This is a genomic window from Mucilaginibacter sp. SMC90, assembly GCF_022811725.1.
Classification (GTDB): Bacteria; Bacteroidota; Bacteroidia; order Sphingobacteriales; family Sphingobacteriaceae; genus Mucilaginibacter.
This window is the reverse complement of sequence record NZ_CP094527.1, coordinates 4,438,459-4,462,727: the sequence shown is the minus strand read 5'-3', so window position 1 is coordinate 4,462,727 and position 24,269 is coordinate 4,438,459. Positions and strand designations below refer to the sequence as shown.

Sequence of the window (24,269 nt, the reverse complement as noted above, 5' to 3'; positions counted from 1 at the left end):
AGCCAATGTGAGTCGTCCTAAAATAGGTTGACAGAAATTAATGATTTAAAGATAGTCCTTGTTGGTCGATACCAGCAAGGATTTTTTGTTGATGTACAAATTGTGGTGTTTGATAATTTAAAGCCAAATGAGGCCTTCGACAGTTATAAAGTTTAATAGCTTCTGCAATCATTACCCTTGCCTGCTGTATATCTGCTGGTTTAACCACCAGGAACTCGTTTTTAATAATGCCGTTGATGCGTTCTGCCAAAGCATTCTGATAGCAATCATATCCATCCGTCATAGATGGGGTAATCTGATGTTTGGCCAACAACTGCTGATATTGTGCTGAGCAATATTGCAAACCTCTATCCGAATGATGTATCAATGGCGCTTTGATCTGCTCATGTCTGACAGCCATTTGCATGGCAGCAGCCACACCATCTGTGTGCAAGCTATGATGCAGATGATATCCTACGATCTTTCTTGAATAAGCATCAGTGATCAAGCTAAGATATGCGGTCTCTGCTTTAGTGTCGATATAAGTAATATCGCTTACCCATACTTCGTTAGGCCTCGTTGCCGCTTTCCTGTGTTTAAGTAAGTTAGGATACTTATGTAACCAGTGCTTGGAGTTCGTCGTTTTATGATAAGAGTGCTTTGGTTTGATCAGCATATGTTCCGAACGCAGAAAATCGAATAAAGCATCTCTGCCTATCTTTATTCCCTTGCTTCTGATCTGTTTACCTAAACGATGATAAAGCTTACGCGTACCCAACCTGGGCAAATGGATTCGTTCTTTAATCACATCCGCTTTTACCTGGCTAAGTTCTTTTAAACGCTTTTCTATGCGCTGCTGCTTTTGATAATAGCCCTGACGGCTGATCCCAAACAACCTGCAAGCCTTTGACAGGCTCACTATTCCTTTGGCTTTGAGCCTTTGGATTGCTTGGGCAAAGACTTTTTTGGCAATGCAACACCGTGCTCTTGCTGCAGGATATCGAACATGGTCTTGTAGATCAGGTTCTTGTCCTGTTCATCTTTTAATGCTGCTTCTAATTGTTTGATCCGCTGTTCCGGACTAAGTTCCCGATCGTTTTCCAAGGTGTACTGTTTGGGTAATGTCCAATCTAAGGTACCATGTTTCCTTAACCAAACCAATACCGTACTCCTTCCCTGGATCCCGTAATGTTTTTGAGCCTTTTTATAGGTCAGTTCGCCTTTTTCAACCTGCTGCACGACCTGCAACTTAAAGGCAAGGCTGTAATCGCGCTGACTGCGCCTACTTACATTCTTTGTTCGTTTTTCCATATAAGTCAACTTGAGTGTCAACTTATTTCAGGACGCGACAATGTTTATGAAAAAGGCCGTGCTATGTAAAGTACGGCCTTTTTTGTATTTGCGGATTTTATAGGAAACATAACCGGGCATTTTGGGTTGTTAAATCAATAGTTTTAAAACAGCATGGAACTTAAACCATTAAATCCAGTTTGGCAGGTGATAGGTCTCGGTACATTAGCCGGGATGCGTACTTTATCAGCCCCAGTTATAGCAACTCACATGTTAAGTAATAATCCTTCAAAAAAATTGCAGAAATCACCGTTACGATTCATGCAGTCAACAACGGTGGCTGCTGTTTTGAACGTTTTATCTGTTACCGAGCTTATTGCAGATAAATTGCCCTCAACCCCAAACCGGATAGAACCCGGAGGTGTGGCCGGCAGATGCTTGTCGGGCGCTTTGGCCGGAGCCAGTATTTACAAGGCGGTTGGAGGTAAATCCTTAACCGGGGCACTGATAGGAGGGGCAACGGCTATCGCTGCAACATACGGAAGCTATTATTTGCGCAAAAACATAGTTAAAGCAAACCACATAGCCGACCCACTAATAGGTGCTGCTGAGGATGCGTTGGTAATTGGCGCAGGTTTTGGATTAACTAAGCTGGTTTAAGCCCCGGCAGCCGGTTGAAGGTATTTTTCAAGTTCGCCCAAATTGCTCAGCTCGTTACGTGAACGGGGAAGGCTGCCCGGGAAATTCTTTTGAATGAAGGTGATCAGGTTTTCGCGGATATAGCAACGCAGGTCGAAAGCGTTTGACGATGTGCTGGCACTCATCAGCACCCTGATCTCAATTGTATGTTCCCGTACGTCGGTTACCTGTACTACTTTAACCCGTTTGTCCCATAGATTGGATTTTACTATCAACCGCTCAAATTCTTCACGTATGGCATCAACAGGCACCGTATGGTCCATATACAAAAATACAGTGCCTAATATATCTGCCGAAGTACGCGTCCAGTTTTGAAAGGGTTTTTGAATAAAGTAATTAATGGGTAGTATCAGGCGCCGTTCGTCCCAGATCTTTAGCACCACATAGGTTAAAGTAATTTCTTCCACGCGGCCCCATTCGCCCTCTACAACCAAAACATCGTCGATACGGATGGGTTGCGTAAACGCTATTTGAAAACCCGCTAACAAATTACCTAATGAACTTTGAGCTGCGAAACCTACAATGATACCGCCTATACCAACGCCTGTAAGTAAGCCTGTGCCTATTTTACGCATACTCTCAAAACTGAGCAGGATGATGGCAATAGTTAAAAATATGATGGTTACCACAATGATCTTACGGATAAACTGAATCTGCGTTCGCACCTTTCGCTCCTTCAGGTTGTCTACCTTATTAAGATCATAGGTATGATAAATATAATCCTCAAGAATGCGCACCGAGCGCACAAGAAGGCCTGCAAATGATATGGTGAGTAAAATCTCAATGGTTTTATCAAGCGGTTGATAATAGATCTTATTCATTCGCATTAAGGGCGATAACAGGTTGAACAGGAACAGCGGTATAAAATAAGCCACCGCAGGCCCCATGTTTACGATTATTGATCTTAGTATAGAATAGGCTGTGTCTTTACGTTGGGCGTAGATCCTGAACAGTTTGGTAATAATAAATTTTGTAAGGAGGCCTATGAGTATTGCCGAGGCGATAACGATCAGGTTCCACGCAAAGGATGGGATCTGTTGCGAAAACTCAAGTAAATCGGGCGGTAATCTGTTTCCAATATCCATAATCAAAAAAATGGTGTCACCTATAAAATAGTTGGAATGTAAAATTGTTTTAGCAAATGCCCTGTAGAACGGTGTTGCTACACTTATTTAATGAATTTTTGATAGTTTTGTTAAAAAAGTCAGGAAATCGATTGTATTGACTTATTTATTTACCTGTTTTAAGTAAAATTTTTCACATGGCAGCAGCGAATGACCCGCAGGATATTAAAAGAGAGAAAATTTTAGAGGCCTCGCACCAGCGCTTTTTACATTACGGTTATTCTAAAACTACCATGAACGAAATAGCCGGCGACCTCTCTATGTCAAAGGCCTTACTATATTATTACTTCCCTGATAAAAGTCAGCTATACATAGCTGTGATGCGTAAGCTTGCTACCGATTATCTAAAAACGCTTGAAAGCCGGTTAAACACTTTTACCAACTTGAAAGAGGCTTTTACATTTCAGGTGAATACCCACCACGAGTTCATCGTTAATAACTATAATTTTTTTGATTTTTTCAGGCTTAACGAGCAAAACCTTCCTGAAACTATTTGGCAAATAGTTGGTGAAGTGCATAGTGCCGAGTTAAGCCTGCTTAGCAATGCTATTAAAACAGAGGCCGAGAAAGGTGCTATAAAGCCCGTACAAAACCCCGAAGAAGTAGTTGATGTGTTAATGGATGCATTACACGGCATTAGGGTGGGGGCTATATCACAAAAGAAAACCAATTTTCCGCGCAAGGAACACCTGGAAGAAATCCACACCAAAAAACTACTCCTGCTTGATATTTTTATCAAAGGATTAATGGCCTAAAGTCATCTGAAGGTATAAATAGGCGTTACTGTCAGTTAGCCGTCAAATGAATGGACTATTGAGTACTGTGGCTGTTATTTATGGGTACATTTGTATTTGTAAGTAATTTAATAACCAGGTAATTATCTTCCCTGTTTAAGTTATTTATAAATACTTCTTTTTTAAGAGGTGATTGTTTTAGAGTGATTTAGCCTGCGCAGCTTTTTGCCGCGCGGGCTTTTTTACGCACTGATATTGGTGTTAATATCAATGTTCCCTATTAATATTTTGTGGACCGGGCAAGCATTCGCTATTTTCAATAACCTGTCCCGTTGTTCATCATTTACTTCTCCTTTAAAACTAAGCCTGGTTTCAATGCGCGTGCCGTTTAAGGTCTTAAACATCTCCACGTCGGCTTTAACATCTTCAATGGGCCACATTTTACGATCGATGTACATGCGCAGGGTGATAACTGTGCAGCTTGCAAGGCTTGCCAGTAACAAACTGAAAGGGTTCATACCGGTGTTGCTGCCATCGGCTTTTAGTGGTTCGTCTGTTATGATACCGTGCCCGCCGCTGTTAACTACCGTTTGATATTGGGTGCGCCCTATAAGTGCAGTAGCGCTTTCTATCAACTCAATGTTTGTTTGTTCCATAAGGCCTATAGTGTAGTGTTATCAGTCTTTAGTCTAAAGTCATAAGTGCTAAGCTCAGAAAGGCGAGAAACCCGACTTTTGGCTTCCGGCTCAATACTTCCTGACTTAGTTATTCAGAAGTTTCGTTAATATCTACCAGTGCCCAGTTTTTTTTCAGGTATTTAGGGCCGCCATTGTATTTCAGGATCACCTCAAAATTGGTACGGTTTGTTTCTCCTTTGCTGCCTGTTGAAAGTGCGTACGATTTAATGATAAAAACAGAATCTGCCTTTTTACCAAATTGGTATTTATCATCTGGGAAGGAGATATTGCCGGTGCGGATAGTTGGCGTTACAAATTCTGTTGCAATTTTATAGGCATCATCGGCATTGGGCATTTTACTGAAAGACAATATCTCAGAAACGCCACCGGATGTAGCAAATTTTGTCATGATAAAAACAAATATCACACCAATAGCAATAATTATGTACACGCCTGTCATGGCGCGCTTTTTTTTGTGCTGCTTTTCCTTAAGATAAGTTTGTGTCATTGGTTTAAAAAGGGTGCAATAAAAATACTAATTAAATTGATGAATGAAAGCCGCTCCCTTTTTGAGGTTTTTACGGTTGATGGCCAAAAAACAAATATGCGATGAATATAGCGGCAACAACACCGGCCAAATCGGCAATGAGCCCTGCCGGAATTGCATAGCGGGATTTTTTAATGCCAACCGAGCCGAAATATAAAGCCACAATATAAAAAGTGGTGTCTGCCGAACCGTTAAAGATCCCTGCAAGCCGCCCGGCAAATTTATCAACACCAAAAGTTTGCATCACGCTTATCATCATAGCTTTAGAGCCTGAGCCACTAAGGGGCTTAAGGTAGGCTACCGGCATTGCATCAACAAAACGGGTATCTAAACTAAATTGAGCGCAGATCCAGCGCAATCCTTCGTTCATATAGTCAAGCGCGCCGCAACTCCTGAACACGCTGATCCCAACCAGCATTGCCACCAGGTAAGGGATTATTTTTACAGAGGTTTCAAAGCCTCCTTTTGCACCTTCTACAAAAACTTCAAATACATTTACCTTTTTTATAAGTCCGCCAACTATAAATATTACCGGAATGGTAAACAGCATCACATTGCTGATAACGGATGATACCGTGCTGATCTGTTCTTTGGTTAATTGGGTTGTGAAGTACCATACCACCAATGTAATGAAAGCTGTAACACCGCCAAGCCAGCCAATAATAACCCTGTCAAAAAGGTTGATCTTTTGCTTGATGGCAACTGCTATAAGCCCCACTACAGTAGCTACATATGTGGCGATAATGCAGGGTAAAAATACCTCGGCAGGATCTTTTGAGTTGAGAATGGCCCTTTGCGCTATAATGGTAACCGGTAATAATTGTAAGCCGGATGTATGCAGCACCAGGAACATGATCTGGGCATTTGATGCGGTTTCTTTATCAGGATTAAGCTCCTGCAAACTATCCATGGCTTTTAAGCCAAGTGGTGTCGCTGCGTTATCAAGCCCCATTAAATTGGCCGAAAAATTCATCATCATCTGCCCGGTAGCTGGGTGGTCTTTAGGAACACCTGGAAACAAGCGACTGAAGAATGGCCCTACTATCCGCGATAAAAAGTTAATGGCTCCGGCTTTTTCACCAATATTTAAAATACCGAGCCAAAAAGCCATGTTCCCAGCTAATGGTAAAGCGATATCCATTACCGATGACTTTGACGAATTAAATAATCCCTCAACCAATAATTTGAAAGCTTCTGTATCGCCTAAAAAAACTAATTTTATGAGTGAAACTACAAATGCAATTACAAAAAAAGCTATCCAGATATAGTTAAGCGCCATAGTAATGTTTAAGGCTTTGAAGTTAGTGCTTTTGCTGTTTAATATGAAATGCTGATATTTTTATACTACTAATAAATGAACGAGGTAACCAACAAACTCACCGGAATTATAGATAATGTAAGGGAACTGAAAGGACTTGATATTGACTGGGCTTATAAAGCCCATCCCTCCAAATGGTCAAAGAAAGAGGTGATCGGACATTTAATTGACAGCGCACAGATTAACTTACAGCGTTTTGTACGCTGTACTTATGAAGAAAACTTCAGGCTTACTTATGAACAGGTTGAATGGGTTGCAGCTGCGCATTATCAGGATGCTGATATCAATGAACTGATTGAGCTTTGGGCGCTATTGAACCTGCAAATTGTAAGGGTTTTAACAAGCTATCCTCCAGATAGATTAGGTGCGCGTTGCGATAATAGTAAACAGGAACCCAACCTGCAAACGGTTGAATGGCTTGCAGCCGATTATGTTGACCATATGTCACATCACCTGAAAGGTATATTATAATGACAGGTTATTCAGATACATCATTAGCAAAAAAGCTCGGCATAAAGGCAGGGGCTAAAGTTATGCTGATCAATGCGCCGGATCATTATCTTGACCTGTTTACCGATCTGCCACCCGATGTTTATTTTACCGACAATGTTTCACTTGAAAATGATGTGATCCATTTCTTTAGCAAAAGTGCTGATGAATATAGGTTTAAACTTCCTGAACTAATGAAACAAATAAAGCAGAATGGTGTGATCTGGGTTTCGTGGCCTAAAAAATCATCTAAAGTAGTTACTGATATTACTGAAGACCTGATCCGGAATTTTGCACTGCAAATTGGCCTGGTTGATATCAAAGTTTGTGCGGTTGATGAGATTTGGTCGGGTTTGAAGCTGGTGATACCTGTTAAAGACAGAAAATATATGGTATAGGTCATTTTTAATTAAAAGCGGTTAAACAACGGTAGTGCGTTTTAGCATAAGCGCTTAATTGCATAACTTAGCACAATAATACCCGATAATATGGCTCAGATTGAATTAAAACGTGTGCATGGCGATTTTGGCTTTGAAGCTGTTGACGCCAATGGGCACACCGTAAAAATGGACAGCAGTCCGGAAAGTGGCGGCCAGGACTTTGGGATCCGCCCAATGCAAATGCTTTTAATGGGACTTGCCGGTTGCTCGGCAATTGACGTTATCAGTATCCTAAAAAAGCAACGTCAGGAAGTAACCGACTATAAAATGGTAGTTAATGGCGAACGTGAGGCCGGAAAAGAACCTTCACTATGGGAAGATGTAGATATTGAGTTTCATATTTATGGTGATGTTGATGAAGATAAAGCAGTACGCGCTGCCGAATTATCTATTAATAAATATTGCTCAGTTGCAGCTACACTTTCAAAAGCCGGTGCTGAAATTAAATGGAAGGTGATTTTACACCCCGCCAAATAATAAGTTATTAGCATAAAATATGTCAAATGGCGGAACAGGAAGTACCAATTAAAACAGTTCACCTGTTCCCCCTTTTAGATCAAAAGCTGATTGAGCTGCTTAAGTCTCTGTCGGCCGAAGAATGGGACAGACCGACATTAGCAAAACTTTGGACGGTTAAAGATATTGCCGCCCATTTGCTTGACGGTAATATGCGGGCGATTGCTATGGCACATCAGTTTGCAGGCGATGCTCCGTCCATGCCCATCAATAGCTACAACGATTTAGTGGATTATTTGAATGGATTAAATGCTGCCTGGGTAAAAGCCATGAGGCGTGTGAGTCCGCAAATGATTATTGAACTGCTGGAAACAACAGGTAAGCAATATTCCGGAATAATGGCCGGGGCTGATTTGTTTGCTCCCGCACCATTTTCAGTAGCCTGGGCAGGAGAGGACGAATCTGTTAATTGGTTTCATATAGCCCGTGAATACACCGAAAAGTTTCATCATCAGCAACAGATCCGCGACGCTGTTGGTAAGCAGGGGATACTTACTGCCGGATTATTTTATCCATGCATTGATACTTTTATGCGGGGACTGCCGCATGCATATCGCACGGTTATTGCCAATACCGGTGCCCTTATTCAAATAACAATAACCGGCGAGGCAGGGGGGAACTGGTATCTCCTAAAAACAACCGACAGCTGGGCCCTAACTAAAAATAGCGGTGCCGCGCCAGATACAATAGTTACTTTATCTCCTGATGTTGCCTGGAAGGTATTTACCAAAGGCATTAATCCGCAAACTGCATTGGATGCATCCAAAATCAGCGGAAATATTAACCTGGGCGAAAATCTGTTTAATATGGTTGCTGTAATGGCTTAACAATTATTTTGTTTAATTACTCCTTATCTGTACAAAACTGTATTCTTTTTAACTCATTAACCATTTGGTACAAAAAGTCGAAAATGAGTTGTTGATCAGCTTTTAAAGCTTACCTGAAATGTGTTATAAAAACACAACTGTTTCACTTAGTTAATCAGCGCTTTATATTAAATTTCTGTTATTATTTTTCGATTGTTTTTCGGGGCTTTTTGCAGTAGGTTTTCGGGGTCGTAAATATTGATGGCATCAATGTTGAATTAACCGGTGTACGTTTTTCTTGAATGTTAAACGGAGTATTAAACTTAGAAATATGAAAACAAATCTAAAAAAAGCCTCGCTACTCCTCACCGGAGTTATGATAGGCAGTAAATTATTCGCCCAGTCGGCAGATACCTCAGCTACAGCAAAAGATTATGTAAAACCATTTTCAGGCGGTGGCGAATTACGTACATGGTCTATTGGTGTACATGGTGGTTTATTAACCCCCTTTACTGTTTTTGGCCGTAACAACAGGCAAGATTTTACAAGCCCAACCGAACAATTCGGATATGGTGCTTACATCAAAAAACAAATATTACCATCATTTGGCTTACAAGCCGATTTCCTTCGTGGCCAGGTGTCATCATCAAATAGCCACGTAACCACAGCAGGTACATCTACTTATGATTCTTACTCTACAAAACTAAATTGGTCGGCTGCCTTAAGTGCCAACTTTACATTGGCAAACATTAACTGGCGACATGACAGGCCATTCATTCAGCCCTATTTAACAGCAGGTGCCGGCTATATGAACTATACGCCGAGGATAACACCAGCCGGTGGGCAGCAGGAAAATTTCAAGAAAACCGATAATGGCCACATTAATGAAGTATTTATCCCGATTGGTGCAGGCTTGAAATTTAATCTGGCTCCGGGTATTAACCTTGATCTGGGTTACCAGGTTAACTTTGTTCAATCAGATAACTTTGACGGTTATAATTTTGGAAACAGCGATGACAGGTTTTCATACGCTCATGTTGGTTTAGAGTTTGCGTTAGGAAGCAGGAAAAAACCACAAATGGCTGTTCATAACCCGGTATCATCAATGCGTACAGAGTATCAATGGGAAAATCAACGTACGCGTACCGAATTGCAGCAACAAATTGATGCTGAAAAAGCTAAAAATGCTCAGTTGGCCAGCGACCTTGCTACAACCAATGCTAATTTGGCTAAGTTAACTACAGATAGCGATGGTGACGGTGTTGTGGATGTAAATGATAAATGTCCAAACACACCTGCCGGACAAAAAGTAGATGGCTCAGGCTGTCCTTTAGCTAAACCGGTAGTATATGTAACCGAAGAAGATAAAAAAGTAGTTAAAGATGCTATCAAAAATCTTGAGTTTGATTTAGGCAAAGCAACTATTCGTGCACATTCATACCCAAGTTTAGATAAGGTAGCGCAGTTACTGGTTGATAAAAACTTTAGTTTGAAACTTGCCGGTCATACTGATAACACAGGTTCGGCTGATTTGAATATGCGTTTATCAAAAGAGCGTGCCGAGTCGGTAAAATCATACCTGGCAAGCAAAGGCGCAAATCCTTCACGTATTGAGGCAACAGGTTATGGACAAACCCAGCCAATTGCTACTAACAAAACAGCTGCAGGCCGTCAGGCTAACCGCAGGGTTGAGTTTACGTTATATTAACAGGATTTCTTTAATACGATATAAAAGTAAGAGGCCGCCCAATAAGGCGGCCTCTTTTGATTGTGTGATGGGCTAACTTTAATTAATTGTTAGTGTAACCAGGGTTTTGATCACTGTCGTTAATATCATCATTCTGCTTTATTTCCTGCAGTGGGATAGGGTAGCGGTTGTGATATTGCTGTATGGTTCCTGATTGTGCAGTCCATTTGTTGCGGGCTTTAACCAGATCAACAAGTTTGCCCGAACGGATCAGGTCCATTCTTCTCCAACCTTCAAAGCATAACTCGCGCATACGTTCGTCAAGCATTTTGGTACGGAACTCATCAGGCGACATGCCATTGTTCCAGCGTTTATCGGCCGGTAAAGTACCACCCCAGGCCCTTTTACGAATCTGGTTATTTACAATATCAACTCCTTGAGTAGTATTGCCAGTTTCATTAAGCGTTTCAGCGTAGCACAGCAGGATATCAGCATAGCGTAAAAAGAAGATATCTTTACCTGAATACCAAAAGCTTAAAGTACCATCGGTGCGGGTGTCCTCGAACTTTTTAACATGCGGATCGAGCTCATCTCCTCCAAAGGTTGGGTTAAGTACCGGTGTTTTGCCTTTGTAAACGAAATCATAGCGGATGCTTTCGCCTTTACGGATATCGCCATCTTCCCATAGGCCGCCTTTGCTCACATCCGAGTAACAGTAGGTTGTAGGTACCATAAGGTCATATCCACCAAAGTAGCAGTACTGGTCAATATCAGCTAATGACCTTGAACCCATTTGCCACTGACATTGGTTGTTGTCTGGATAAACGTTATTGAACTGAAACTCGTAAATCGACTCGGTGCTATTTGCGTTGGTTGGTTTCCATAAATCGGCGTAGTTTGGCACCAATGAGTATTTACCGCTGTTTACTACCTGCTCAAAGTATGATTTGGCTTTAGCATAATCGCGTACGTTTGCCCCTGCAGGTGCATATAGGTACACCTTACCTAATAATGCCAATGCTGCACCTTTTGTGGCGCGTCTCTTATCTGTTTGTGTTTCAGGTAGGTATTTTACCGCATTTTCAAGGTCGGTAATAATAAACTGGTACACTAAAGGCAATGGCTGACGTTTAGTGCCATATTCCTGAAATTTTGCCTGATCAATAATAGGGATCTCACCCCAGTATTGAGAGATCTCAAATGTTAAAGCTGCGCGGATAAAGCTTGATTCGCCTAAAAGCGTATTTTTCCTGGTACCCTCTTCTTTGTTCAGGCCCAGCGCGTACACAGCTTTTGCCGCTGCCGAAATTACCGGCCAGCGGCTATTCCATTGCTCGGCCAGTGCGGTGTTGCTTGGTGCTAAAAAGCCATTGTATCGGTCAATACCCGCTTGCCTGTCATCTGTTTTAACCTGGTAAGCTCCTTGTTGTGCTTCGTCGCTGCCGAGGGTGAACATAAAGCCTCCGCGGTCTTTTTTAACGTTTCGCCAGCTGGTATATAAACCTAATACCAGAGGCTCGATATTGTCAAGCTTTGAAAAAACCTGTTCCTCAGTTAAAGCAGTTTGCGGCTCCTGCACCACAAATTTCTTACATGAGCCTGATATTACCACGATAAAGGCAAGCAATATCAAAATATATTTTCTTTTCATTTTCAGTATGATTAAATCGTATTAAAATCCAACATTAACACCTGCTACAATCATTTTTTGCATTGGATAACCATCGCCTCCTTCAGGGTCATAACCTTTATATTTGGTTATAGTGAACAGGTTGCTGCCAGTTACATACACCCTGAAATTGCTCAACCTTGCTTTTTTCATGAAAGGCTGATTAAAACTGTATGCCAGTGTTAATGCAGATAACCTCAGGTACGATGAATTCTGGACGGCGTAGTCGGTTTCACCTACTCCGTAGCGGCCAGTGCCCTGGTAAGCTCTTGGAATGTTACTATTGGTATTGGTTGGGGTCCAGCGGTTGAGCTCGTCGTCAATACCTGCGTATTCGCCTGATCCATTTAATAATCCTTCATACAAACCACTTATCTTTTTACCCCCTACATTATAGGTAAATACACCATTAAGGGATATGTTTTTATAAGTGAAATTAGTTGAAAACCCTCCATAAAATTTAGGATCGGTATTACCAACAACAATACGGTCAGCATCATCGATCTTCTTATCTCCGTTAACATCAACAGGTATGATATCACCCGGGCGAATAGTCCGGCCACCATAGTCGACATCTTTTATGCGGTCCATGTCAGACTGCTGGGCAATTTTTTCAAACTTATAAGTATAAATGGAGTTCAATGATTTACCCAGAAACAGGTTGCCTTCTCGCTGAATATCAACGCCCGTAAAACCACCATAGTTGTAAATAGCATCAACACTGCCATAAAGTTTGGTGATCTTATTACGGTATGACGAAATGTTGGCGCTAAAATCCCACTGAAAGTCCTTATTGTTAAGGATATGTGCATTTACATTCAACTCAAATCCTTTGTTCAATAATGCACCTACGTTGTCAATTGTATTGTTGAATCCTGTAGTTGTAGAAAGGGTACGCTGCATTAACAGGTCGTTGTTGTGGATGATAAAGTAATCCGCAGTAATATTAAGCCTGTTTTTCAGGATGCCAAGGTCAACACCAACATTCAATTGTTTTTGCTTTTCCCAACGAAGGCTGGGGTTTCCTAAGCGACCATCAGATACATAGGTAACCGAACCACTTGTAAATACTGGTCTGTACAGTGAACGATAAGCGAAATCCGGTATGTTTTGGTTCCCGGCAATACCGTAGCCTGCACGGAGTTTAAGATTATCAATATTGGCGTCCTTCATGAAATCCTCGCGGGCTACATTCCATGCTAATGCAAGCGACGGGAATAATCCCCATTTGTTGCCATTGCCAAATCTTGATGAACCATCATAGCGGCTGGTTAACGTAGCAAAGTACTTATTATCGTAGTTATAGTTTATCCTGCCAATGTAGCTTACCAATGAATTGGTGGTGAAATCAGATTGAAGCTGGAATTTATCTTTCAGATATGCACCGCCAAGATACTTGAACGAGAAGTCATCTGTAGCAAATCCCTGTGCATCAACCTGATTGTAATCATGGTTGTTTTTAGTTAAGCCAAAGCTAACCAAGGCCGAGAAATTATTTTTTCCGATGCTTTTATCATATGATACCGAGTTGTCCCATTGCCAGTTCAACCAGTTATCTTTCTTTTGGGTAGCACTGCCACTCGTTGAGTTTCGTATTGACTGCCCTAAATCCCTCGGAACGTAGTTGAAATAGTTTTGATTCCGTACATCGACAGAGAAGCCGCTTCGGATATTTAAACCCTCAATAGGATTTACAACCACATAGTTGGTGGTTAACAAGCGGTTTTGGTTGCCTTTACCATCAATTCTTAAACTCCGGATAGGATTATACAGATCCGGACTTGTAATTCCCTTCCAGCTTAAGTAAGCGGCAGTATCATTTATAGGCAACAATGGGTTTGCATTAGCTGCTATATTAAACACACCGCCATCAATATATGATTCTTCGGTGCGGGCAAACGTGGTATTGGTACCAATTTTTAACCATGGCTTAATTTTTTGATCGAGGTTGATCTTGCCACCATAGCGCTTATAGTCGGAGGTTTTTAGCAAACCTTTTTGGTCGGTATAGTTAAAACTTACGTACACGGATGATCCATCGGCTGTACTTTTCGAAAAGCTGATGGTGTGATTTTGCTGAACACCGTTTTGCTTGATTCTATTAAGCCAATTGTAACTTTGACCTGCGTTATAGGTTTTTAACTCGTCGGCACCAAAAGCGGGTGAACCTGGCGATAAAAGAGTTTTGACATATGCAGCCCTGTCGGCATTCGGATTTTCATCCATGTATTTATTAGCATAGGCATCAACCCTTAAATCAACAATTTGCTGCGCATTAAGATAGTTTAAGTTGTGAGTGAAAGATTGAAAGCCAACCCATGCGTTATAATCTATTCGGCCTTCTCCGCTTTTGCCTTTTTTGGTAGTGATTAAAACTACGCCATTTGCACCACGCGCACCATATAATGCGGTAGCCGAAGCATCTTTCAAAATGTCTACGCTGGCAACGTCATCAGGGTTGATGGAATTGAATCCATCTTCAATCACCAAACCATCAACTACATAAATAGGGTTTGAACCGTAATTTATAGAGTTGTTACCGCGTACTTTGATGGACACCGTACCACCGGGGCGCGGATCATTGTTCTGGATCAATACACCGGCAACACGGCCCTGAATTGCCTGGTTTATGTTGGTAGCCGGTATTTCCTTCAGCGTTTTTTCGCTCACGCTGCCTACCGATCCTGTAAGGTCGCCCTTTTTAATAACCGCACCAACAACAACAACTTCGGTAAGGTTGTTATTAGCTGGTACCAATGAAATATTCATGGCACCGTCTTTAGCCGGCACTTCTTGTGTATCAAAACCTACGGCCGATATAACAAGGATAGTTCCAGGTGCAACATTTAAACTAAAGCTACCATTTGCGTCGGTTACCGTGCCCGTTTTAGTGCCTTTTATGGTAACAGATACTCCCGGCACCGGCAATCCTTTTTCATCAACTATCTTGCCCGAAACAGGGGCCAGGGTCATGTCCAAGTCATTGCGTTTGCTAAGGGAAGGGAGGCCGGGATTAGTATTTCTGATCACAATTACATCGCCCGAAACCTCAAAAGCAAGGTTTAATGGAGCAAATAAATCGTTAAGTACACTACCCAGCGATTTCTGGTCATAGCTGGCGTTAACTTTTTGATTGCCGTTTATGAGCTCGGGGCTATATACAAAATTAATATGGTACTGTTGTTCAAGCTTTTTGATCACTGATTTTAAGGCGGTGTTGCTTTCGTTTACTGATATTTTGGTATCAAGTATGGCCTGTGCTTCTGAATTTTTAGCAATGGCGCTGCCTAACAATGAGAGACTTAATGTTAACTGTAAAAACGTGATCTTCATTATTTTTACGAGTATAGGTTTATATTTCATAAATTTGGTTAGAGTTAATAATTCGTTAATAACTTGACAAAAAAGCCCCTGCTCAACCTTTGCAATAGGTTACAGTAAAAATGGGTATCAAACATTTTGGGGCTAAACTTTTGGACCGGCAGTACCGCAAATATTGCCGGTTTCTTTTTTAGAGGAGGTTTATGTAATCATTTTTTTCATTTGCATCATAATTTGGTTAATGGGTCAATTAATTAATTGGTTGTGGTATGGTTAAGGCCAGGGTTGGATATGATTATGCGGCCGTCGATAAACTGGCAGGAGGCGTTTATCGCTTTGCATATAAGTTTTACTTTTTCGTCGAGAGGGCGGTCTGATAAAGATGCCGAAAGGTTGATATGGCCAAGAGCAGCTTTATCATATTCAATATTTACATCGTATGATTTGTCAATTTTATCAATGATCTCTGACAATGGAGCACCGTCAAACGTAAATTCTTTTTGTGCCACAGGCGTTGACAGGGTAAGGGGTACTGGTAATGTTTCCTTTTTAACAAGGGTCAATTTTGATGTATAAGTAACCTGCTGATTGGGTAAAAGCGTAACTATCGCTTTGGGTAGTTCACTCTTGGGTGCTTCTTTTTGGTTGTAAACCAATACTTTACCGGTGTTTACCGTTACCTTGAACTCCTGGTTTATACTGAATGACCGTACAGTAAAACTGGTTCCCATTACCCGTACGGCCATATCGTGGCTATGGACTATAAAAGGCATAGCCGGGTTTTTGTGGATCTCAAAAAAAGCCTCGCCGGTTAAGTATGCCTCCCTTGCTGCTTTAAATGATTTGGGATATTTTATGCCCGAACCTGGTTTCAAAACCGCCAAACTGCCATCATCCATTCTCACAAGTTTTGATTCGGTTGTATTATTGGTAATGTTGATATATCCGTCAGCTTGCTCTGCTATAGGTGGGTTTGTTGATGAACTTGTGCGCGTTTTAAGGAATATAAGCCCCACGCTAATGAACACCAATAAAACAGCTGCTATCCTGAACCATTGCGTTTGATATAATTTAAATACTTTCTCAGCCGGCTCCGGGCTGTTATCATGAAAATGATTTTGCACAGTTGCTACTATGGCATCTATTTCAGCATCATTCAAGCCATTATCAAGTGTTTTAACATTGATGGATAAAATGATTTGACGTGCGCTTTCTACAATTTTCTTTCTACCCGGGTTGTCCAAAAGCCACTTGTCCCAAAAGGCCTGGTGCTCGCTGCTGTTATTTAAAACCCAGTTGATAAAAAAATCGTCGTGTAAAAAGTCTTCGACTTCGTAATTGCTATAGTTAGTCACGGAAACGGATTCAATTGGTTTGTAATAGTATATATTCCAAACCAGCAAAAAATTACCCCTCTAAATGAAAATATTTTTTAATTATATTTCAAGTTGCTGATATTCAGTGTGATAATTTAAATGAGGTGATTTGAGAATAATGTAATCAGGATAAGCCATTCCGAGCGGAAGCTTTTATACGCCTTTTGCAGCAGGTTATGTACAGATTGTTTGCTAATCTCCATGATTTGCGAAATATTGTCGAAATCAAGGTTTTCGTAAAAGCGCAGGTACATGATCTCGCGCTGACGGGTAGGTAGGGTGTTTAATACTTGTTTTATCCGGGTTGATAGCTCAAGGGTTTCTAAATCGGTGATCATTTTTGATTCGATATTGAACTCCACTACAAATTCATAGTTTTCGTCGAGAGATTCGCCGCGGTTCCATTTTGATTGCTCTCTGAAGATCCTTAACCTCACTGCCTTAAACAGATAATATTTTACAGCAGGTGTGGCGCTGATTTTCAGGCGGCGGTTCCAAAGTTCAAGAAACACGTCCTGGATGCAATCTTTTAAAAAGTCCTTATCCTGGCAGATCCGGAAGCCATAGTTGAATAATGGCCTGGAGTATTTTTTCATTAAGCGGGTATAAGCTACTTCATCACCAGCCCTGAACAAATCCCATAATATGGAATCGTCGGCAGTAATTAAATATTCTGTATCAGCGCTCATCTTTGTTTAAATCGGTCTGTCTTTCTTTAACTGTACATCAAAAGCATGCGTTTTTTAACATCCAGGTAAATTAAAACAAAGTTATTTAAAAGATTAATTAACATAACCGATTATTGCTACAGGTGGTAAATAATATTAGATTTTAGTTAAAGGTTAAAGGTTATGATTTACCAGTATCAAACTGACCTTCTCAAACTGACGTTTTTATGACTTTTTTAATTAGAAATTAAAAAACCACTTGCAGTACCGCTTGTTTACCTTATACATCTCATCTTATATCATTAACTATGAAAGCGATCTTAGTTGTCCACAATCTAAAAAAAGAAAGTAACTATGCACTCAATTACGCCAATAATTTAGGCGAAAAACTTAAAGTTAAAGTAATAGTAGCCTATACGGTACCCGAGGCCAGAAGTATTCAATTATCTGATGCCTCAATGTTTGATTTATTTGATAACGACGATTTAAATATCAAAGAACAATATAAAGGCAACGATAATATAGTTTTCCTTAGTTATCTTGATATTGTGGGGATGTCCCTTCATGCTATTACAGCTAAATACGATATAGGCTTAATAATTAAAGGGGTTAGCGGTACTGCAAAAGAAATTAACGAACAGCTTACGCCGGTTTTAAACCATTCGGGATGTCCGTTGCTTGCGGTTCCTGAAAACGCCTCGTTTAACATTACTAATATGGGGTACCTTGCCGACTTACGTTACGCCAAAAAAGATATTGTAAGCTTTTTAAGCAAGATGAGTGAAGCAATAGATGTAAAGGCTTCCCTGTTTAATATAACAGAATCGGGATTACCGCATATGGATAACAGCTATGCGGAAACTGTGTTCAGACAACTGTTTTCCAATTCAGGACTTAATCTTGTAAATATCAGGGAGCGGGATATCATGAAAACCGTAGATGTACTTGCTAACATTATGCAGGTAGATTTTTTTGTACTGAGTAACCGCAGTTCGCAATTAAACGGCCTTTGGGACTGGGAAAATATGGAGGCGGAGGAGCATGCTCACTTACCTGCATTGATTTTCCCTTGTTAAAGTTGGTGTAAAATGAAAAAAGGGAAGGTTTACAGCCTTCCCTTTTTTATTAACTTTTATAAAACATATGTGCCGTTTGCTTTCAAAATTTTGCTGAAAAATAACAGATGCCCGGGTAGTGCATTTTGCCAAAACTCCCAGGTGTGGCCTCCCGGTTGTTCGCTGTAGTCATGCGGGGTATGGTTATAAACCAATCTTCTGTGTAACTCGCGGTTTGGTTCAAGCAAAAAGTCATCAACGCCAATATTAATCACTAATGGCAAGCCGTTTCTCCTGATCTGATCGGCCATATTCACCACAGAATATGGCAGGTAAGTATCCGGTGTCATTGGCCCCCAGATTTTATCAAGCATTTTGGTAAGCATCTCAAATCTGTCGGGAGGTAATTTCCAGGTAGTCATGTTGGGGTCAAGTGCGCCGCTCATGCTTCCGGCACCTGCAAACAGTTCAGGGTGCCTGGTTGAGAGGTACAAAGAGCCAAAGCCTCCCATGGACAGACCTGTAATAAGCCTGCCTTTTTTATCGCTGACGGTGCGGTACGTAGCGTCGATGAAGGGGATCACCTCTTTTATGATATAGGTTTCAAACTTACTGTTAGGATCAACAGGGCTGTCAACATAGTAACTGAAAGTTTCACCTTCGGGCATTACAATAATTATATTGTATTGATCGGCAAGATCTTTTACCAGCGATTTATCAGGTGTTTTAAGCAGCCAGTCGTCAAAATGCCCATACCCCCCGTGCAGCAGGTACAGTACCGGGAAATTGGCTTTGCTTTTTGCATAAGCCTTTGGGAAGGCAATAGCCGCTTTATAAGTTTTGTTCATAGCAGCGCTAGGAATCAGCACTGTATCCACCCTGGCGGCAAATACCGATACGCTGCAAATGAGCAGCGTAAATACTAAAGCTATTTTCTTCATTTACTTACGGTTTAGGGGCAGCTGCTACTATTTTCAATAATTCATCATCCGGGTGGTTTTTAACTGCACATTGGTTATCCAATATCATTGTTGCTCCATTGCTGGCAGTATAAGCAGGCCATTTAGGTAGCGATGATGTATTTGGGTTACCGGTTTTGGCAAAATTGATCCAGGCACTGCTTATTTTATCAGCAAGCACATAAGCTTCCTTGCCACCCCCGGTCATTTCCTGGCAACGGGATATGTTATTAAACTGAAATGCGATATCCATGCAGTGCATTGCCTTATACATGCCGCCATTTACAGGCGATTGCCAGGTAAATAGGTACATATAAACCGGGGCTGCCCCATTTACAGCTTTTTCATCAGCCTGCTTAATGGCCAGCGAACGGAAATTGAATTCGATATCGGTATAATCAGATGGTTTTGAAATAGTTGGATATGTTTTTTGAGCAGCAGCGATATATGCGTCGGTTTTATCGCCATATTTTTTTTGCAGGCTGGCCTTTAACTCGTCCATTGTTTGGTTTTTAGGGCCGGGAGCAAAGGGAGCAAATTCGTTTTTGGTTGTGCCTACCAACAGCGGAACATTTTTGGATAATTCTTTAGCGGCGGCATCTGTAGGTTGATATGGAAGGAAATCGCCGTCTAAAGCGGGGCCCCAGCCATTCATGTTTTTGCCTTCTTTCTTTAATTCGGCCGACACTTTGCGCATGGCTTTTTTTCCAGCCTCGTTTAGCACATCGTACGGCAGTTTTTGAAGCGAATCAACTTGTGATGCTTGCAGGTGAAGTTCTTCGAGCAAAGCAGCGGCGACTTTTTGGGTAACTGCTTTTTCGTTGAAATTGGTAATATAGCTGCCGCTTTCAACAATGGCGTTTTTAAACAAACCTTTTGCTGATGGCGCGTTCATCAAACAGGTAACCTTACCGCCGCCGCCCGATTGGCCAAAGATGGTCACATTATCAGGATCACCGCCAAACTGAGCAATGTTTTGTTTAACCCACTCTAAGGCGAGTTTCAAATCAAGCAGACCTGCGTTGGCCGAACCTTTATATTTATCGCCATAGGCCGATAGGTCAAGAAAGCCGAGAATATTTAAACGATGATTTACAGATACCAACACTACATCTCCCTTTTTAGCCAGGTTTTCGCCATCATATGACGGAAGCTCAATAGATGAGCCTGCGGTGAAACCGCCACCATGCAGCCATACCATTACCGGGCGTTTTTTGCCATCGTTCAGTTTCTGTGTCCATACATTAAGCGATTGGCAATGTTCATTGGAGTAACCGAGATCATGCTGAAAGGCAAATTCAAATTCATCATTAACGGTTGTGGTTGGATCGGTAGGGCATACCGGGCCGTAAGTTTTTGAACTGCGTACATCCGTCCACGGGGTTGGTTTTTCCGGAGCCATAAAACGGTCGGCCTTGGCGTAGGGTATACCTTTAAACGTAAAAATGCCATTGTGCAAATAACCTTTTACTTTTCCGCTTTCGGTTGATGTTACAGCTACATCGTTCCCGGCAACAACTGGTTCGTTATTGTTTTGGCAAAAAGCCGTTACGGGTAAAAAACAAACAAGTAAAAGCAGCATGAGGGTACTGTTTTTTTTCATAATTGTATTTGGTTAAATTGGTTTAAATCAATTGACCCCTGCACAATCGAGAGATCACGAAAAAAGAAGAATAACAATCAATAGTTTCCTGATATGGATAATTATTGATGCTATTGTGTAAATATAACACAATGGGTTATGTAAAAATAATTTATATCAGATTTTTTACTTCGGATTTGAATGCTGATAAAAATCTATCAAATGATGTCGTTTGCCGGTTTTATCAGCCTTGAAACACCTAAATTTAAATCATTAATTCAATAATCATGTTTCGCAGCCTGTATTTTTTCAACATACTAATTCTGCTTTTTTGCTCCTGTAATTATACACCGGTTGATGTAGATAACGGGAATGTGCTTGGTCAAACAAAACGGCAAATTAGGTCGGGGGGACGCGGCGCTAAGAAACCTACACCTGTTTGGGGTTATCGCTTTGCTATTACCGGCGATTTTAATGGGGATGGAAAAAAAGATTCCCTTACAGAGCATTATTTTAGCAGGGGTACCGGTAAAGAAACTAACCAATTTTATAAAGCCGATTATGATTACGACGTTGAGATGCCAACAAAACGTATTCATTTATAGCGTGTAACGATAAATCAATCCGGCAGTTGGATATTGCGCCACATTGCAATTTGGGACTACTTTACCTTAAAAACGAAGGCGATTTGAATGGTGATGGAGGCGATGAAATATCCTGCGTAACTAATAAAGCGGATTGGTCGAACCTTAATGTCTGTACCATCATGACCTACAAGAATGGCAAATGGAATATGCTGTACTGGTTTCCGATATGGGAATGGCAACTGCCAGAATTGCCGCGGTTCGGGAGTCAAAACGGCCTTTTGGATATCAATCAAGGCAAAATCACAAATGCAGATACTGCAAATCAACGGCTACTGAATGAACTGAAAAATTTTAACGGACTGGTTAAAAAGGCTGGCAAAAATAAGATTCAAATCATTTACCGGAGTAAAGACATATCCGTAGATACGATCATAGTTAAGATTAAAGATCACCATCCTCCGGTATAACTCATAACTATCCTTATTCCGGTTCGGCCAAAAGCTGGTTTCCGCGCATACTGTGCACGATGGTTTTGTTCATGATGTTATAAAGGCTTTATTTTAAGAAGTGGTTTTATATACGATACGCTATTTTGGCCAAAGCCTTAATTTCTTTTATATAAGACGTGGCGTTTTGTGAATCATATAGCTCGGTTTCTGACTTGTTTTGCAATGATTGATAAACTGCCAGCTTTTTGTTAACAAGACGTACGTTGAACCATTTATCTAAACTCCAAGAATATTGAGTTAATGATGCCAGCAGAAAGCTTGCTGCACTCAGCGTAAATACAGAATAGCCCAGGGGGGATTCAATACCAAAAGAGATTGCCATTGCTACAGCAAAACATAAACTGAGCAGGCCGCTGCCAATAGCAGCCACCCGGGTAAACAAACCAAGGATCAATAGCAGTCCAAACCCTCCTTCGCCAATTGTCGCGATAATTGCCAGCAAATTTGCGATGCCTTCGGGAAGAAAGCTCATTACCTGTTTGGCATAGGTTACAAAATGTTTCCAGTCGCCCCAGCCAACGTGAGGGTGGCCGTTAGGCCCAAACAAACCAAGACGGTCGGCTACTTCCCAAAGATAGCTTATGCCGATGGCTAATCTTAAATATACGGACGAAAGTTTTTGATTGATATGCATAGGTTTTATTTTTTGATGATCAAAAATACCCTGCTTTTGGACTATACTTGTAGTCCAGAAAATAGATTAAAGATAGTCCAAATATGATGCTCATAGAAAGTTTGTTAATTGTAGATAAAAGCAGCCAGGTACCTGTTTACCTGCAAATTAGTAATGGTATTATAGCTTATATCAGGCAAGGTACTTTAAAGCCGGGATCAGCGCTTCCGGCCAGCCGCGCACTTTCTGCATCTTTAAACGTTCACCGTAAAACTGTGGTGGCGGCATATGACGAACTTTATGCTCAAAGCTGGGTTGATGTAATTCCGCGTAAAGGCATCTATATAGCTAAAAACCTGCCCGATGTAGCACCCCGGCCAATCGAAAAAGCTGTTCTGAAACATAGCCTCGCCGCCAAAACTTTGTTTAAAGTTGATGAGGACAGGATCAACCCTCAACGTATGTTTGTAGCCATGCCCAGTGGTAACATCACTTTTACGGAAGGTTTCCCTGATACCCGAATTGCCCCCGTGGATTTGATGGTGCGTGAATACAGGCGAATGGCAAGTTATCATTTTACCCATAAATACCTGATGTACGGGCCGGAGCAGGGCTCCGAAAATTTAAGAAACGAGCTCGCCCGTTTTTTAGGTGAAACCCGCGGCTTGCATGTAAGTCCGGGCGATATTTTGATAACCAAGGGTGTTCAAATGGCGCTTTACCTGTGCGCGCAGGTGCTTATTAATAAAAATGATGTTGTAGTTGTAGGAGATCCGGGTTATGCCGGTGCCAACGAGGTATTTGAACAAGCCGGGGCCCAGCTGGCTTTTGTACCTGTAGATGAGCACGGTATTGATATTAGCGCCGTTGAAGCCATTTGCAAACAAAAAAAGGTTAGGATGTTGTACGTTGTGCCACATCATCACCAGCCAACTACAGTAACACTAAGTTCAGAACGACGCATGCATTTATTGGAACTGGCGGCTAAATACCAGTTTGCCATAATTGAAGATGACTACGACTTTGACTTTCACTATACCAGTGGCCCTATATTACCGCTGGCCAGTGCCGATTATTATGGCAACGTGATATATGTGGGTTCATTTTGCAAAACCATTGCTCCGGGTATCCGCATTGGTTTTATGGTTGCCCCTCAAAATTTCCTGGTACAGGCTACCCGCTTACGCCGACTGATTGACCGACAGGGCGAGCACTTGCTTGAAGAAGCCATGGCAAGCCTGCTGAAGAACGGAGATATCGGCAGGCATTTAAAAAAAGCTAATAAGTTGTATCACGAAAGGCGGGATATCCTTTGCCGGTTATTGCAGGAGCAATTAGGAGAGTATATTTCATTTAAAATACCCAGCGGTGGTTTTGCCATATGGGTTAAATATATTCATGGATTAGATACAACCATAGTTTCAGAAAAAGCCAATGAACTGGGTTTATCCATCGGAGCCGGACTTGACTATTATCATGACAAATCTTTTAAGCACAGCTTTGTGCGAATAGGTTTTGCCTCTTTAAACGAAAAAGAGATGCAGGAGGCAGTAAGCATTTGGAAAAGGGCCATTCTCAAATGCCTGCCACGAGTTTAAAAAACGGTTTGGGATTATAGCTATAT

General features: G+C 41.4%; 23 protein-coding genes. 11 read left to right on the top strand and 12 right to left on the bottom strand.

From position 1 onward, the window contains the following. Positions 1 to 37: 37 nt before the first annotated feature. Positions 38 to 1,290, bottom strand: a protein-coding gene (locus MTO98_RS18935; RefSeq protein WP_371825378.1) for an IS3 family transposase whose coding sequence is annotated in 2 segments (ribosomal slippage) — positions 38 to 948 and positions 948 to 1,290 — 1,254 coding nt in all. Because the reading frame shifts where the segments join, the coding sequence is not laid out codon by codon here. A gap of 153 nt (positions 1,291 to 1,443) precedes the next feature. Here MTO98_RS18935 and MTO98_RS18930 point away from each other — a divergent pair. Next, complete coding sequence (locus tag MTO98_RS18930; RefSeq protein WP_243480449.1) at positions 1,444 to 1,929, top strand: DUF4126 family protein; 486 nt, start codon at positions 1,444 to 1,446, stop codon at positions 1,927 to 1,929. Here MTO98_RS18930 and MTO98_RS18925 read toward each other — a convergent pair. After that, positions 1,926 to 3,053: a mechanosensitive ion channel family protein gene (locus tag MTO98_RS18925; RefSeq protein WP_243480448.1), complete on the bottom strand. Its 1,128-nt coding sequence runs from the start codon at positions 3,051 to 3,053 to the stop codon at positions 1,926 to 1,928. The two genes, MTO98_RS18930 and MTO98_RS18925, sit on opposite strands and share 4 nt — an antisense overlap. A gap of 176 nt (positions 3,054 to 3,229) precedes the next feature. Between MTO98_RS18925 and MTO98_RS18920 the strand changes: the two genes are divergently transcribed. Continuing rightward, complete coding sequence (locus MTO98_RS18920) at positions 3,230 to 3,847, top strand: TetR/AcrR family transcriptional regulator (RefSeq protein WP_243480447.1); 618 nt, start codon at positions 3,230 to 3,232, stop codon at positions 3,845 to 3,847. Positions 3,848 to 4,068: 221 nt separating this feature from the next. Here MTO98_RS18920 and MTO98_RS18915 read toward each other — a convergent pair whose 3' ends face one another. From MTO98_RS18915 to MTO98_RS18905, 3 genes are all read right to left on the bottom strand, one after another. After that, positions 4,069 to 4,482 (bottom strand): OsmC family protein, encoded by a 414-nt coding sequence (locus MTO98_RS18915; protein WP_243480446.1) that lies wholly within the window; start codon positions 4,480 to 4,482, stop codon positions 4,069 to 4,071. Between the two features lie 109 nt (positions 4,483 to 4,591). After that, positions 4,592 to 5,011: a hypothetical protein gene (locus tag MTO98_RS18910; RefSeq protein ID WP_243480445.1), complete on the bottom strand. Its 420-nt coding sequence runs from the start codon at positions 5,009 to 5,011 to the stop codon at positions 4,592 to 4,594. Positions 5,012 to 5,081: 70 nt separating this feature from the next. Further along, on the bottom strand, positions 5,082 to 6,329 hold the full coding sequence (locus MTO98_RS18905) for a nucleoside recognition domain-containing protein (RefSeq protein WP_243480444.1): 1,248 nt from the start codon (positions 6,327 to 6,329) through the stop codon (positions 5,082 to 5,084). A 75-nt stretch (positions 6,330 to 6,404) separates the two neighbouring features. On the opposite strand from MTO98_RS18905, the gene MTO98_RS18900 reads away from it, so the two are divergent. The 5 genes from MTO98_RS18900 (at position 6,405) to MTO98_RS18880 (ending at position 10,327) form a co-directional block, all read left to right on the top strand. Beyond that, positions 6,405 to 6,839: a DinB family protein gene (locus MTO98_RS18900; protein ID WP_243480443.1), complete on the top strand. Its 435-nt coding sequence runs from the start codon at positions 6,405 to 6,407 to the stop codon at positions 6,837 to 6,839. Further along, on the top strand, positions 6,839 to 7,255 hold the full coding sequence (locus MTO98_RS18895) for a DUF3052 domain-containing protein (protein WP_243480442.1): 417 nt from the start codon (positions 6,839 to 6,841) through the stop codon (positions 7,253 to 7,255). The genes MTO98_RS18900 and MTO98_RS18895 overlap by 1 nt, the downstream gene beginning before the upstream one ends. A gap of 90 nt (positions 7,256 to 7,345) precedes the next feature. Next, a complete protein-coding gene (locus MTO98_RS18890) occupies positions 7,346 to 7,774 on the top strand; it encodes an OsmC family protein (RefSeq protein ID WP_243480441.1) in 429 nt (142 codons plus the stop codon). Between the two features lie 26 nt (positions 7,775 to 7,800). Further along, complete coding sequence (locus tag MTO98_RS18885) at positions 7,801 to 8,640, top strand: maleylpyruvate isomerase N-terminal domain-containing protein (protein WP_243480440.1); 840 nt, start codon at positions 7,801 to 7,803, stop codon at positions 8,638 to 8,640. A 310-nt stretch (positions 8,641 to 8,950) separates the two neighbouring features. Continuing rightward, the gene (locus MTO98_RS18880) at positions 8,951 to 10,327 is read left to right on the top strand and encodes a DUF6089 family protein (RefSeq protein ID WP_243480439.1); all 1,377 of its coding nucleotides are present in this window, start codon (positions 8,951 to 8,953) and stop codon (positions 10,325 to 10,327) included. Between the two features lie 82 nt (positions 10,328 to 10,409). On the opposite strand, the gene MTO98_RS18875 is transcribed toward MTO98_RS18880, so the two are convergent. The 4 genes from MTO98_RS18875 to MTO98_RS18860 form a co-directional block, all read right to left on the bottom strand. Next, a complete protein-coding gene (locus tag MTO98_RS18875) occupies positions 10,410 to 11,957 on the bottom strand; it encodes a RagB/SusD family nutrient uptake outer membrane protein (protein WP_243480438.1) in 1,548 nt (515 codons plus the stop codon). A gap of 21 nt (positions 11,958 to 11,978) precedes the next feature. Next, positions 11,979 to 15,308 (bottom strand): TonB-dependent receptor, encoded by a 3,330-nt coding sequence (locus tag MTO98_RS18870; RefSeq protein WP_243480437.1) that lies wholly within the window; start codon positions 15,306 to 15,308, stop codon positions 11,979 to 11,981. 242 nt (positions 15,309 to 15,550) lie between these two features. Beyond that, entirely contained in the window at positions 15,551 to 16,651 is a 1,101-nt protein-coding gene (locus MTO98_RS18865; protein ID WP_243480436.1) for a FecR family protein, read from the bottom strand. 116 nt (positions 16,652 to 16,767) lie between these two features. Next, positions 16,768 to 17,361 carry an RNA polymerase sigma factor gene (locus MTO98_RS18860; RefSeq protein WP_243480435.1) on the bottom strand — a complete coding sequence of 198 codons (594 nt, stop codon included), beginning with the start codon at positions 17,359 to 17,361 and terminating at the stop codon, positions 16,768 to 16,770. A gap of 287 nt (positions 17,362 to 17,648) precedes the next feature. On the opposite strand from MTO98_RS18860, the gene MTO98_RS18855 reads away from it, so the two are divergent. Beyond that, positions 17,649 to 18,416, top strand: a complete 768-nt coding sequence (locus MTO98_RS18855) for a hypothetical protein (protein ID WP_243480434.1) — start codon at positions 17,649 to 17,651, stop codon at positions 18,414 to 18,416. 56 nt (positions 18,417 to 18,472) lie between these two features. Here MTO98_RS18855 and MTO98_RS18850 read toward each other — a convergent pair whose 3' ends face one another. Both MTO98_RS18850 and MTO98_RS18845 read right to left on the bottom strand, forming a co-directional pair. Beyond that, positions 18,473 to 19,336: an alpha/beta hydrolase family protein gene (locus MTO98_RS18850; RefSeq protein ID WP_243480433.1), complete on the bottom strand. Its 864-nt coding sequence runs from the start codon at positions 19,334 to 19,336 to the stop codon at positions 18,473 to 18,475. A gap of 4 nt (positions 19,337 to 19,340) precedes the next feature. Beyond that, positions 19,341 to 20,957 carry a carboxylesterase/lipase family protein gene (locus MTO98_RS18845; RefSeq protein WP_243480432.1) on the bottom strand — a complete coding sequence of 539 codons (1,617 nt, stop codon included), beginning with the start codon at positions 20,955 to 20,957 and terminating at the stop codon, positions 19,341 to 19,343. Positions 20,958 to 21,223: 266 nt separating this feature from the next. Between MTO98_RS18845 and MTO98_RS18840 the strand changes: the two genes are divergently transcribed. Together MTO98_RS18840 and MTO98_RS18835 are read left to right on the top strand one after the other, a co-directional pair. Next, on the top strand, positions 21,224 to 21,541 hold the full coding sequence (locus MTO98_RS18840; RefSeq protein ID WP_243480431.1) for a hypothetical protein: 318 nt from the start codon (positions 21,224 to 21,226) through the stop codon (positions 21,539 to 21,541). 50 nt (positions 21,542 to 21,591) lie between these two features. Next, a complete protein-coding gene (locus tag MTO98_RS18835; protein ID WP_243480430.1) occupies positions 21,592 to 21,990 on the top strand; it encodes a hypothetical protein in 399 nt (132 codons plus the stop codon). 106 nt (positions 21,991 to 22,096) lie between these two features. Here the strand turns inward: MTO98_RS18835 and MTO98_RS18830 are convergent, their stop codons facing one another. Continuing rightward, positions 22,097 to 22,666, bottom strand: coding sequence for a DoxX family membrane protein (locus tag MTO98_RS18830; protein ID WP_243480429.1), 570 nt, complete (start codon positions 22,664 to 22,666; stop codon positions 22,097 to 22,099). An 83-nt stretch (positions 22,667 to 22,749) separates the two neighbouring features. Here MTO98_RS18830 and MTO98_RS18825 point away from each other — a divergent pair, with 83 nt between their 5' ends. After that, positions 22,750 to 24,243, top strand: coding sequence for a PLP-dependent aminotransferase family protein (locus MTO98_RS18825; protein ID WP_243480428.1), 1,494 nt, complete (start codon positions 22,750 to 22,752; stop codon positions 24,241 to 24,243). Positions 24,244 to 24,269: the final 26 nt, after the last annotated feature.